This is a genomic window from Devosia sp. GW821-FHT12F11 (genome assembly GCF_058806655.1).
The window spans coordinates 135,107-146,581 of the sequence record NZ_JBXAPX010000005.1 but is presented as its reverse complement, the minus strand read 5'-3'; the positions used below and the strand labels follow the sequence as shown (position 1 = coordinate 146,581).

The 11,475-nt window shown below is 64.6% G+C and carries 11 protein-coding genes; 4 read left to right on the top strand and 7 right to left on the bottom strand.

Annotated elements, in window-relative coordinates:
- Positions 1–140: 140 nt before the first annotated feature.
- A complete protein-coding gene (locus AC1ROK_RS16180; protein ID WP_492848691.1) occupies positions 141–767 on the bottom strand; it encodes a TetR/AcrR family transcriptional regulator in 627 nt (208 codons plus the stop codon).
- Positions 768–892: 125 nt separating this feature from the next.
- Here AC1ROK_RS16180 and AC1ROK_RS16175 point away from each other — a divergent pair, with 125 nt between their 5' ends.
- Together AC1ROK_RS16175 and acuI are read left to right on the top strand one after the other, a co-directional pair.
- Entirely contained in the window at positions 893–1,894 is a 1,002-nt protein-coding gene (locus tag AC1ROK_RS16175; protein ID WP_492848689.1) for an NADP-dependent oxidoreductase, read from the top strand.
- Between the two features lie 62 nt (positions 1,895–1,956).
- Positions 1,957–2,943 (top strand): acrylyl-CoA reductase (NADPH), encoded by a 987-nt coding sequence (gene acuI / locus AC1ROK_RS16170; protein WP_492848687.1) that lies wholly within the window; start codon positions 1,957–1,959, stop codon positions 2,941–2,943.
- A 231-nt stretch (positions 2,944–3,174) separates the two neighbouring features.
- Here the strand turns inward: acuI and AC1ROK_RS16165 are convergent, their stop codons facing one another.
- From AC1ROK_RS16165 to AC1ROK_RS16140, 6 genes are all read right to left on the bottom strand, one after another.
- Positions 3,175–3,792 (bottom strand): helix-turn-helix domain-containing protein, encoded by a 618-nt coding sequence (locus tag AC1ROK_RS16165; protein WP_492848685.1) that lies wholly within the window; start codon positions 3,790–3,792, stop codon positions 3,175–3,177.
- A gap of 19 nt (positions 3,793–3,811) precedes the next feature.
- Positions 3,812–4,801: an ABC transporter ATP-binding protein gene (locus AC1ROK_RS16160; protein WP_492848683.1), complete on the bottom strand. Its 990-nt coding sequence runs from the start codon at positions 4,799–4,801 to the stop codon at positions 3,812–3,814.
- Positions 4,798–5,862 (bottom strand): ABC transporter ATP-binding protein, encoded by a 1,065-nt coding sequence (locus tag AC1ROK_RS16155; RefSeq protein ID WP_492848681.1) that lies wholly within the window; start codon positions 5,860–5,862, stop codon positions 4,798–4,800. Before AC1ROK_RS16155 ends, AC1ROK_RS16160 begins: the two co-directional genes overlap by 4 nt.
- A complete protein-coding gene (locus tag AC1ROK_RS16150) occupies positions 5,843–6,718 on the bottom strand; it encodes an ABC transporter permease (RefSeq protein ID WP_492849247.1) in 876 nt (291 codons plus the stop codon). The genes AC1ROK_RS16155 and AC1ROK_RS16150 overlap by 20 nt, the downstream gene beginning before the upstream one ends.
- Positions 6,719–6,723: 5 nt before the next feature.
- Positions 6,724–7,665, bottom strand: a complete 942-nt coding sequence (locus AC1ROK_RS16145; RefSeq protein WP_492848679.1) for an ABC transporter permease — start codon at positions 7,663–7,665, stop codon at positions 6,724–6,726.
- 61 nt (positions 7,666–7,726) lie between these two features.
- Positions 7,727–9,301, bottom strand: coding sequence for an ABC transporter substrate-binding protein (locus tag AC1ROK_RS16140; RefSeq protein ID WP_492848677.1), 1,575 nt, complete (start codon positions 9,299–9,301; stop codon positions 7,727–7,729).
- A 136-nt stretch (positions 9,302–9,437) separates the two neighbouring features.
- Between AC1ROK_RS16140 and AC1ROK_RS16135 the strand changes: the two genes are divergently transcribed.
- Positions 9,438–10,064, top strand: a complete 627-nt coding sequence (locus AC1ROK_RS16135) for an isochorismatase family protein (protein WP_492848675.1) — start codon at positions 9,438–9,440, stop codon at positions 10,062–10,064.
- Positions 10,065–10,126: 62 nt separating this feature from the next.
- Entirely contained in the window at positions 10,127–11,290 is a 1,164-nt protein-coding gene (locus AC1ROK_RS16130; protein WP_492848673.1) for an MFS transporter, read from the top strand.
- The last annotated feature ends 185 nt before the right edge of the window (positions 11,291–11,475 follow it).

Below are 11,475 nucleotides of genomic sequence, written 5' to 3'. Positions count from 1 at the left end.
CCCGGCGGGCTACGCCGGCGCCCTCCCCCCGCCAACCGCCAGCCTCGCCCATGTTATTTCCGCGATCCTGCTGCTGAGCACGGCGTCTAGGGTGAATGTCGCGTGCGGCGTCGACGAAATCGCAAGGCGAGAACGCTGTTCTACTTGCGCGCTGAGGAACGGCGCGACCGGCTGCCCGACTTTGCGGAAAAGTCACCCTGTTCCATTCCGAGCAGCGTCTTGGCAGCGGTTCGGCCAGCCAACAGAATACGCTCGGAAAGTTGCGCTTCATCTGCGGCGCGCGACATCTCCAGCGTGCCGATCAACATGCCCAGAACGGCGAACGACCTTCCCTCCCGGTCATCGACGGAGTCCGGAAGCTCAGCGGCGATCATCTCGACGAGCCGGCGCAGGTAGCCCGTGTAGACCTGCCGCGCATCATTGGGCCCCCTGGCAATTTCGGGCAGCAAGGCCGCCGACGCACAGCCGGTCGCAGGATCATCCCGGTGCTCGACCGACAGATAGGCATCGATGACCGCTGCCGGACCGCCCGCTTCAAGCAGGCTCTTTACCCAGCCGAGCTGATCATCAAGCGCCGAGCCGACGCTCTCTCGGACCAGGGCGACCTTGGAGGCGAAGTGCGGGTAGAACGCGCCGTTGGTCAGGCCTGCGTCGCTCATGATGCCGGCGAGCCCCGATGCTGCGATACCATCGCGTCGGAAACGCTCCGAGGCCACCTCGACGATCCTCTGGCGCGAAGCTTCCTTGTGTCCCTTTTCGTAACGCATGACGTCTCCGGGTGGCCGCACCACGCCATCTTCACGGAGGCAGCCCATTGCATTATGACCATACGGTAACTAAGTGACCGTAATGCAATAGGAGCTAGGCGCCGACAAGGCGTCAGTCAAGTCCCATGAAGGCCTTCATAGTCGATCACTACAAGGCTGGCGTTCCGTTCCGGCTCGGCGACGTTCCAAAGCCGGACGTCGGCGACACGGATGTGCTGGTGGAAGTTCACGCTGCCGGCCTGAACCCACTTGACCCGCGCATCCGGGACGGGGAGTTCAAGCTGATCGTTCCCTATCGCCCGCCCTTTATCGCAGGTCACGACGTCGCTGGTGTTGTCGTCGCAGTCGGCCCTGAGGTTCGGCGCTTCAAGGTCGGTGACGAGATCTACTCGCGGCCGCGCGACGGCCGCATCGGAACGCTCGCCGAATACATCGCCATCGATGAAGCCGACGTCGCGCTGAAACCGAAGAACCTCAACATGGAAGAGGCGGCTTCTCTGCCGCTCGTGGCCCTTACCGCCTGGCAGGCGCTTGTCGAACGGGCAAACCTCAAGAGGGGGCAGAAGGTCTTCATCCAGGCTGGCTCGGGGGGCGTGGGCACCATTGCCATTCAGCTGGCAAAGCATTTCGGGGCAACCGTCGCCACGACCACCGGAGCCAGCAACGCGGCACTGGTCGAGGGTCTCGGTGCCGACGTGGTCATTGACTACAAGACCCAGGATTTTGAGAAGATGCTGTCGGGCTATGACGCAGTGCTCAACAGCCAGGACGTCAAGACGCTCGAGAAGTCGCTGCGAATCCTGAAGCCCGGCGGGACCGCGATTTCTGTTTCAGGCCCACCCACACCGGCCTTCGCCAGCGAAAAAAAGCTCGGCCCGATCGTGAGCCTCGTGCTCCGCTTCATCAGCGCCGCCATTCGCAGGCAGGCAAGGCGCGCGGGCCTGCGCTACTCGTTCCTCTTCATGAAGGCGAGCGGCGAACAATTGGGCAAGCTGACCGAACTCATAGAATCCGGCGCCATCCGGCCGGTGCTCGATAGTGTCTTTCCCTTCGCCCAGACCAACGATGCGATCGCTTACGTCGAGCGCGGACGGGCGGCCGGAAAGGTCGTCGTCAAGGTCCGCTAATCCCACGCGGCGGGTTCCGTGAATCATCCACCCAGCAAGGCCCAATCAAGAAGGGATGCCTCATGACGTTTAGAGCGCTGCTCGCCACCAAGACCGGTGAAGACATGTCCGTGAACCTGGTCGACTTGGAGGACGCCGACCTGATGCCGGGCGACGTCACAGTCCGCGTCGACTACTCCACCGTGAACTACAAGGACCTGGCCGCAGTCAGTGGGCGCGGCAATGTCATCAAGCAGTTCCCGCTCATTCCCGGCATAGACCTCGCCGGCACCGTCGAAGCCTCCAGCTATCCCGGCATTGAGGTCGGCGAGAAGGTCGTCGCCAATAGCTGGGGTCTCAGCCAGACTCATCACGGCGGCTATGCTCAGAAAGCACGCCTAAGCGGCGATTGGCTGGTCAAAATCCCGGAGCCGTTTTCAACCAGGGACGCCATGGCCATAGGCACGGCTGGATACACGGCCATGCTTTCGGTACTCGCCCTTGAGCACGGCGGGATCACTCCGGATAATGGCGACATCCTCGTCACTGGCGCCAATGGTGGTGTCGGATCGATCGCCATCGCCCTGCTGTCCGACCTGGGCTACCGGGTCATCGCGTCCACCGGCCGCGTGGAGGAGGCCTCATATCTCAAGGAACTTGGGGCCGCCGAAGTCATCGACCGCACCACGCTCTCGGAGCCGGGCGCGCCTATAGCGGCGGAGCGCTGGGCCGGAGTGGTGGATTCCGTTGGCAGCCATACGCTCGCCAATGCGATTGCGCAGACCAAATATCGCGGGGTGGTGACGGCTTGTGGTCTCGCGCAGGGCTTGGACCTGCCCACGACCGTTCTGCCCTTTATCCTGCGCAACGTCACACTGGCCGGGATCGACTCCGTGAATGCCCCGCAACATGTCAGGATGGAAGCCTGGTCGCGGCTCGCCCGTGATCTCGACCTCGAAAAGCTGGCGAGAACCACCAGCGTTGTTGGGCTTTCCGGTGTTCCGGACGTCGTCCAGCGCATGGCGGAGGGAAAGGTTCAGGGACGCACCGTGGTAGACGTGAACGCGTAGTTTGCGGAGGGGCCAGTCGTTCATCGATTGGCCCAGTCCCGGCGGGAGTGGACCGGGAGGAGCACGGAAGGGCCAGTGATCATCACTGCGGGCCTGACGCCATACGGGCTCAGCTCCTATCTCGGCCTGCAGGCTCCCGGAACGTTGTGGCACAACCCGAACCAGGCGGACCTCGATGGCCGACGCTGCGCCAGGACCAGCCCGCCAGCCTGGCGTGCGCCCCGCAGATAGCTAGGTTTCGGCGTTGTCCAGGTTGAACCAGATCGTCGTCGCCTTCCGGGTGCCGTAGTTCCAGATCTTGTGGAGGCGGCTGGATTTGAGGCTCACCACGTCCCCGCCGTGCAGGATCGTCTGCACGCCGTCGATCTCGATGGTCAGCTCACCCTCGACCACAAGGCCGTATTCGAACCCGGTATGGGTGATGCCCACTGGCGAGTTGCCGATATCGGGGCCGTACTCGTTATAGGTGATGGTGACCCCGCGCCGTCGATCCTGCCGCAACACTCGGCGCAGGATGCCATCGGGCGTCCTGAGCAGCGGCATGTCTTCGACGCGGGTGACAGCTTCGTCGGCCTCGCTCGACTGCCCCGACATCATCTCGGCCAGAGTGATACCGAGGTTGCGGCCTATGGCGGTGAGCGAGAGCAGCGAGGGCGAGGTCAGGCCACGTTCGACCAGGCTCAGCATCGAGGCGCTCATGCCCGAGGCATCGGCCAGCTGCTGGATGGTCATGCGCCGGCGTTGCCGCATCCGGCGGATCTGCAGCCCGATCATGGCGAAGGTCTTTTCCGTCTCTTCCTGTACGGCAGCCCTGGCGCTATCGGGTATCGACAGCATCTCGCTTTCCATCGTCATCCCCTCCGATCGGTCAGGCTGTCGCCAGTTCCTCCAGGCGAAGGCAAGCCGCACTGTGACTGCCGCTCAGCGAGCGGGATGCCGGAACCTGTTCACCACACGCATCGACTGCCCTGCTACAACGCGGTGCGAAGGAACAACCTTTCGGCAGGCGTCGCAAGTCCGGCGGGCTGCCGACAATGGTCTGCAGCGTCCGTCCTCGCATACCGGCATGAACGGTCGAACTCAAGAGACCGCTGGTATAGGGGTGGCGGGGATCGAGCAGTACATCCTCCACCGTCCCGGTCTCGATGAAGCGGCCGGCATACATGACGGCAACGCGATCGGAGATTTCGGCGGCGACGCCCATATCGTGCGTCACGAAGATGAGGGCCATGTCCAGCTCGCGCTGCAGCTTGCGCAGCAGCACCAGCAACTGAATCTGCACGGTAGCATCGAGCGCCGTGGTCGGCTCGTCGGCCAATAGCACACTGGGGTTGCAGGCCAGCGCCAGGGCGATCATGGCGCGCTGGCGCATACCGCCGCTCATTTCATGCGGAAAGTTCCTGAGCCGCCGCTCGGCGGAGGGGATGGCGACGAGATCGAGCAGGTCCCTGGCGCGAGCCAGGGCCGTGAGTTGCGAGACCCCCTCGTGCCGCACGATGGTCTCGGCGATCTGTTCGCCGATCGTGTAGACCGGGTCGAACGCCGTCGCCGGCTCCTGAAAGATCAGCGACACATCGCGTCCGCGCATGGTCGAGCGCTGCCCGGCATCGAGGCTTGCGATATCGATACCCTTGACCATCACCTTGCCGCCGATCGTGGCATAGCCGGGGATCAGCCCGAGCACGGTGCGCAGCATCACCGACTTGCCAGAGCCGCTTTCGCCGATGACGGTCAGCACCTCGCCGCGCTTCAGCGAGAAGCTGATGCCGTTGACGGCGCGGATGGCGTGGCCATCGCGCTGGAAGGTGACGGTGAGATCTTCGACCTCGACCAGCGAAGACGTCGAACGATCGATCATGGCAGCGTCCTCGAATGGCCTGAACCCGGTTGATACATGAGGCACGCGGCTACGTGGTCCGGCGCTCCCGTGGCGGTAGCGCTGAGCGGCGGCTGGCCGGCGGCGCAGACATCCTCGGCGAAGCTGCAGCGCGTGCGGAAGCGACAGCCGGACGGCGGATTGATCGGATTAGGCGGATCGCCGGTGATCGGCGGCTGCAGTGTACGCCGACGGGGATCGAGGCTGGGCTTGGACGACAGCAACGCCCGGGTATAGGGGTGGCGCGGGGCGCCATAGACCTCAGCCACGGGGCCGCTTTCCACCACCTGGCCCAGATACATCACCATGATGCGGTCGGACACGAACTCGATAACGTTGAGGTCGTGCGAGATGAAGATGTAGGTGAGGTTGAGCCGCTCCTTGAGCGATTGGAGCAGGTTGAGAATCTGCGCCTCGACTGATTTGTCGAGCGCCGACACCGACTCATCGAGAATAAGCAGCCGCGGCTCGAGCGCCAGGGCTCGGGCGATATTGACCCGCTGCCGCTGGCCGCCCGAGAGTTCATGCGGATAGCGGTTGGCGAACAGCCTGGCCTCGAGCCCGACCAGGTCGAGCAACTCGTTGACCTTGGCCGTGACCTCGGCGTCCTTCATGCCATGCATGCGGGGGGCAAAGCCGATGCAGTCGGCAATGGTCATGCGCGGATTGAGCGAGGCGTGGCTGTCCTGGAACACCATCTGCATGTTGCGGCGCAGCTGCGCTACGCTCATGCCTGCCCCACCGATCGCATCGCCGTCGAACACCAGGTTGCCGTGGTCCGACGGGATCAGGTGCATCAGCAGCCGTGCCGTCGTCGACTTGCCGCATCCGGACTCGCCGACGACGCCGAGCACTTCTCCCTTGCCGACCGAAAAGGAGACGCCGTCGACGGCGTGCACCTTGCCGGTGACCCGGCCGGCAAGGCCGGTGCGAATGTTGAAGTGCTTGGTCAACCCCTCGACGATCAGCAGCGGCTGCAACGGGCCACCGCGATCCTTGGCGGAAGCTTGCGGGACGGCGGACTTAGCCATTGTCTTTGACATCGATAGCGCTCCTGAGACCGTCGCTGATGAGGTTGAACGAGACCGAGGTGATGAAGATCATCACGCCGGGCAGCGCCGACAGCCACGGCTGGATGTAGATGGACTGGCGGAGGGAATTGAGCATCTGGCCCCACTCCGCATTGGGCGGCGGCATACCGAGGCCGAGGAAGCTGAGCCCGGCCGCCAGGATGATCGAGAGCGAGGCCAGCCCCGCGGCGTAAACGAGGATGGTGCCAACGATGTTGGGCAGCACCTGGTGGATGATGATGCGGAAATCCGCCACGCCGCTGGCCCGCGCCGCCTCGACATAGTCCATGTTGCGGATCCGCGTGGTGACCGTCTCGGTGACCCGGACCAGCGAAGGGATGAACACGACGGTCAGGGCGATCAGCGTCGATGCGATGCCGGTGCCGATCACGGCGCAAACCGCGATGGCAAGCAGCACCGCCGGGAAGGCGTAGAACACATCCATAGTGCGCATGATCAGCGTGTTGACCAGGCCGCCGGCATAGCCGGCGATCACCCCCAGGCCCCCACCGATCAACAGCGCCACCGCAACCGGCAGCGTGCCCGAGAGCAGCGAGAGCCGGGCGCCGTGGGCGAGACGGGCCCACATGTCGCGCCCGATTTCGTCGGTGCCCAGCCAGTGGCCGGGCGTGCCGATGGGCTTGAGGCGCGCGATGGCGCTGCCGGCATAGGGATCGGCGGAAATCCACGGCGCGAAGATCGCCATCAGCACGATGAGGCCGAGCACGACCATCGCACCGAGACTGACCTTGTCGCGCCGCAGCCGGTTCCACATCCGGCGGGCTGGCCGCGGCGTGGCGATGACCTGCTCGACCTGCACGGGGCTCATCTCGTTCATCGGCGCATCCTCGGATCGATAGCGGCCTGGGCAACGTCGACCATGAGGTTGACGAGCACGAACATGATCGACAGCACCAGCACCGTGGCCTGGATGATCGGCATGTCGTTGGTGAAGATCGCCTGGTTCAGCAGCTTTCCCGTCCCGGGCCAGTTGAAGACGGTTTCGACGAGGATCGAACCGCCGAGCAGGTAGCCGAACTGCAGGCCCATGACGGCCAGCACCGCCGGTGCAGCATTCTTCGCGATGTGCCGCCGGATCTCGCGGTTCCGCAGCCCCTTGGCGCCGAGTGCCTGCACGAATTCCTGGCTCAGCACTTCGAGTACCGAGGCTCGCACCAGGCGTCCGACCACGCCCATCGGGATAAGCGAGAGGGTGAAGATCGGCATGATCATCGGCCGCCACTGCTCCCAACTGAGGGGGAAGCCGGGCGGTCCCATGCCCTGGGCCGGCAGGACGTTGAACTGCACCGAGAAGATGGTGACCAGGAGAATGGCGAGCCAGTAGTGCGGCACCGACACGCCGGCGATGGACACGAAGGTGAACAGGCGGTCTGGCCATTTGCCGGCGTTGAGGGCGGCGAGCGCGCCAAAGAGGATGCCGAGCGAAAAGCCGATCACCGCGCTCATCAGGGTGATCTGCAGCGTGTTGAGCATGGCGGCGAAAATCTCGCCCGCCACAGGGCGGCTCGACACCAGCGACACGCCGAGATTGCCGCTCAGCAACTGGCCGAGCCAGAGGAAGTACTGCTCGAACAGCGAACGATCGAGCCCGTAGATGCGGTTGATCTCGTCTTTGAGGCTTTGCGGCGCGCTGGGCGGCACCAGCATGTCGGCGATGGAGCCGGGCATGATCTGCACCAGCGCAAAGGTTACGATGGTCACGCCCAGCAGAATGGGAATGACCTGCAGGATGCGGCGGAGGACGAATTGAAGCATCGGGGCTCTCCAGAGCGAGAAGGAGATGCGCCGCCCCGGGATGCGGGGCGGCGCCCGGGGATCACGGCTCCATGTAGACGGTGGTCAGGTCGGTGTACCAGGCCTGGGCCGGGGTGTAGCCCTTGACCGCCGGAGCGAAGGCCTTGGGATTGACGTCGTGGACAATCCAGGCCCAGGGCGCGAGGTCGACCAGGTTGGCGTGAATCTTGGCCATAAGGGTCACGCGCTGGTCCGCCGTGAGATCGAAATTGCTGCGGTACTCGTCCATCATGGCCGCGGTCTCCGGGTCATTGAAGTTCGGCCAGTTGGGCGGATAGAACGAGTAGAAGAACCAGGTCAGATCGGCCGTGGTGAAGCTGGAATTGACGGCCACTACGCCCTGCATTTCCGGTGAATTGGGGTTGGCGCGGATGGCACTCATCTGGCCCCAGTCGACCACCGAGAATTCCAGCTCGAACCCGGCCGCCCGGGCGCTCTGCTGCAGCAACTCGTTCATCGGCAGCGGCACCATCTGGCCCGAACCCGAAGTCGAGATCAGGATCTTGACCGGCACCATCTCCTCTGGGCCGTAGCCGGCCTCGCTCAGCAGCGCGCGGGCCTTGGCGGGATCATAGGTATAGTCGTTCTTGGGCGTGCCGAAGCGCGGGTCGCTTGGCTTCCAGAAGCCCTTGGCCGGTTCGGCCGCGCCGTTCAGCAGGGTGACGAGGCCCTCGCGGTCGAGCGCGTAGTTGAACGCCTGGCGCACCCTGACATCATGGAACACGCTGCCTTCCGCGGTCTGCAGCCAATAGGGCCACACATGCGGCATGGGCGAAGTGGCGACGGTGAAGTCCGCATCACGCAGGCTCGGAATGCCGTCGGGCGGCGGCACGTTGATCCAGTCGACCTGGCCAGACCGAAGTGCGGCAAGACGGGTCGTCGCTTCCGCCATTGGATAGACGACGACGCTGTCGAGCTTGGCAGCGCGCTCGGTGTTCCAATAGCCGGGGTTCCTGGCCAGGGTAAGCGAAGTCCGGTCCACCGCGGCGAGGGTGAAGGCGCCGGTGCCGGCCGGGCGGGCGGCGAAGGCCTCCCAGCTGCCGAGTTCCTGCCAGCGCGTCGGGCTGGCGAACAGGATCGAAGTCATCACCTCGGGGAAATAGGTCACCGGGACGGTGGTGTAGATCGCCACGGTCGCGTCATCGATCTTCTCATAAGACTTGAGGACCGGGATGCGGCCCTTGGTCGAGGCCGAGGTCGAGGCCTCGAACTGCGGGGCGTCCTCCTTGTAGAAGCGGTCGAGGTTCCAGACGACCGCGTCGGCATTGAACGGACTGCCGTCATGGAAGCTGACGCCGTCACGGAGCTTGAACACCCAGCGTGTGTGGTCCTGCGGGTCGACGCTCCACTCCGTCGCTAACCATGGGATCACCGGTGGGGGCGTATCTGTTACGCGCAAATCCCACATGACCAGCGGTTCGAAGATTGGGTAGCCTGCATAGCTCCAGGCCTCGAGACCCTGGGTCGGCACACCGGTCGTGGTGGGCACGTCGCTGGCGGTGATCGCGACCCGCAGCGTGCCCTGTGCCTGTGCCGGCCCGACGGCCATCAGCAGCACCAGGGCACCGGCTGTGATTGCGGATAAAACTGCACGCATTCATCGGCTCCTTTTTGAATGTCATTCAAATCCGATTGAATACACGCAATTTCCATGCCATTGATGCCGGGGTTGACGGCAGGCTGCTCTGACCGCGCATTTTTAGCTCGCTTTGCAGGGAAAAGGGACCCATCCGATGCAGGTAACCTCCAAGGACGTTTTCATTGTCATTGATGTCCAAGTTGACTTCGTAAGCGGCAGCATGGCCATCCCCGATGCCCAAAAGATCATCACGCCCATCAATGAGGCAGCCGGGAAATTCGCGCATCTGGTGGTGGTGACCGATTGGCATCCGGCCGACCACGTGTCGTTCTCTTCCAACCATCCGGGTACCAAGCACATGGACCGGGTACCGGTGGCCTATGGCGAGCAGGGCGTATTCCACGATCACTGCGTGCAGGGCACCGAGGGTGCCGCGCTCGCTCCCGGCCTCGAGCTCACCAAGGCCGAAATGATCTTCCGCAAGGGCTACCGGTCCGAGATCGATTCCTTCGGCGCGTTCTACGAGAACGACGGCACTGCGACCGGGCTGGGCGCGTATCTCAAGGCTCGCGGCTTCGAGCGCGTGTTCTGCGCCGGCCTCGCGCGATATGGTTGCGTAATGCAATCGGCGCTCGGCTCGGCCAGGGACGGATTCGAGACCTACATTCTTGCCGATGCCAGCGCCGGCGACCGGGATGTCGAAGCCAACAACGCCAAGCTCGAGCAGGCCGGCGTCAAATGGATCACCACCGGCGAATTGGCGACGGCCGCCGCCGCCTGATCCGCCACGAGTCCATTCCGGTGCGGGCGCCGCCTGCGGCCCCGCCCGTACAGGGTTGGCTGATGTCTGCCAGAATCTGGGTTTTGTTGGTGCTGGTCGCCTTCGTCATGGCCGGCAACGGGCTGATCGTCCCGGTCTTGCCGATCTATGGCGAGACGTTCTCGTCGTCGGCCACGCTGGTCGGCATGCTGATCACCATCTTCGGCGTCGCGCGGCTTGCCGCGAACTATCCCACCGGCCTCATCTATGATCGGGTCGGGCCGGGCCTGCTCATGGGTTTCGGCAATGGCCTGCTGCTGCTGGGTGCAATCGGCGCCGCCATTGCCGCCGATCTGTACTTCCTGCTGTTCTGCCGGCTGGTCCAGGGCTTGGGGTCAGGCATCTTCCTCACCGCCATGGGCGTCGTCGTCGCCCGCCAATCGCGCGCCGGGTCCCGCGGTCGGTTCATGGCGCTCTACCAGGCAGCCATCTTTGTCGGCGCAGGCCTTGGACCGGCGGCAGGCGGCTTCATCGCGCAGGGCTTCGGCCTTTCGGCGCCGTTTTGGGCCTATGCGGCGGTGTCGGCGCTGGCCATGCTCGTCTCGGTGACGGTCCGCCGGGACGCGTCGGCACCTGCGGCGCGCGCCGAGGAGCACGTGGCCAGGTCGTTCGCCGCCGCGGGCCCGGTATTGCGGGCCAACCTGCTGGTGTCGTTCGTCTCCGGCTTCGTGCGCACGGCGGCGTTGTGGCAACTCATTCCACTCCTCGCAGCCGCCCGCTTTTCCATGGGTTTTGACCGGATCGGCATCGCAGTGACGGTGACCTCGCTCGCCAATGTCGCCATCCTGCCGATTTCCGGCTGGCTGGTCGATCGGTTCGGCTGGCGGTTGTTGCCCGCAATAGCCAGCTTCGGCTTTGCGGCGTCGCTGGCGCTGATCGCCCTGGGAGAGCCGGAATGGACATTCTGGCTCGGTGTCACCCTGGCCGGCGTCTTCGGCGGGCTGATCGGGCCGGCCACCTCGACCGCCCTGATCGAGCTCACGGCGCCGGGCGCGCTGCCCGCCGCCATGGGTCTCCAGCGTACGGCCGCCGATTTCGGTTTTGTCGCCGGTCCCGTCGTCATCGGCGTGCTCGCCGACTCCCTGCTGGGCTCGGAGAGTTTCGGGCTGATCATCACCGCGTTGCTCCTGGCACTATCCGGGACTGTGTGGCTTGCAGCAGTTCGAAGAACGCCCAGCGGGGTATAGGTGCAGCGACCAGCTCTGCCATGCGGCGAGAATGCACGCCTTGGCCCAGCGACTGGGTTTTGTTGGGCCTGCCGTCCACCAGGCGTCGGGCGCGTGGGGCGTATACTGGGATCGTCACATCGCCAGACAGCGGTTGGGTCTCTTCGGCGGCGCGCGCAGAGACGTTGCATGCGCACGTTTATCGC

Excerpts from the sequence above, each read along its gene's own strand:
- AC1ROK_RS16180 (WP_492848691.1), bottom strand. The coding sequence starts at position 767 with ATGCGTTACGAAAAGGGACACAAGGAAGCTTCGCGCCAGAGGATCGTC.
- AC1ROK_RS16175 (WP_492848689.1), top strand. The coding sequence starts at position 893 with ATGAAGGCCTTCATAGTCGATCACTACAAGGCTGGCGTTCCGTTCCGG.
- acuI (WP_492848687.1), top strand. The coding sequence starts at position 1,957 with ATGACGTTTAGAGCGCTGCTCGCCACCAAGACCGGTGAAGACATGTCC.
- AC1ROK_RS16165 (WP_492848685.1), bottom strand. The coding sequence starts at position 3,792 with ATGGAAAGCGAGATGCTGTCGATACCCGATAGCGCCAGGGCTGCCGTA.
- AC1ROK_RS16160 (WP_492848683.1), bottom strand. The coding sequence starts at position 4,801 with ATGATCGATCGTTCGACGTCTTCGCTGGTCGAGGTCGAAGATCTCACC.
- AC1ROK_RS16155 (WP_492848681.1), bottom strand. The coding sequence starts at position 5,862 with ATGTCAAAGACAATGGCTAAGTCCGCCGTCCCGCAAGCTTCCGCCAAG.
- AC1ROK_RS16150 (WP_492849247.1), bottom strand. The coding sequence starts at position 6,718 with ATGAGCCCCGTGCAGGTCGAGCAGGTCATCGCCACGCCGCGGCCAGCC.
- AC1ROK_RS16145 (WP_492848679.1), bottom strand. The coding sequence starts at position 7,665 with ATGCTTCAATTCGTCCTCCGCCGCATCCTGCAGGTCATTCCCATTCTG.
- AC1ROK_RS16140 (WP_492848677.1), bottom strand. The coding sequence starts at position 9,301 with ATGCGTGCAGTTTTATCCGCAATCACAGCCGGTGCCCTGGTGCTGCTG.
- AC1ROK_RS16135 (WP_492848675.1), top strand. The coding sequence starts at position 9,438 with ATGCAGGTAACCTCCAAGGACGTTTTCATTGTCATTGATGTCCAAGTT.
- AC1ROK_RS16130 (WP_492848673.1), top strand. The coding sequence starts at position 10,127 with ATGTCTGCCAGAATCTGGGTTTTGTTGGTGCTGGTCGCCTTCGTCATG.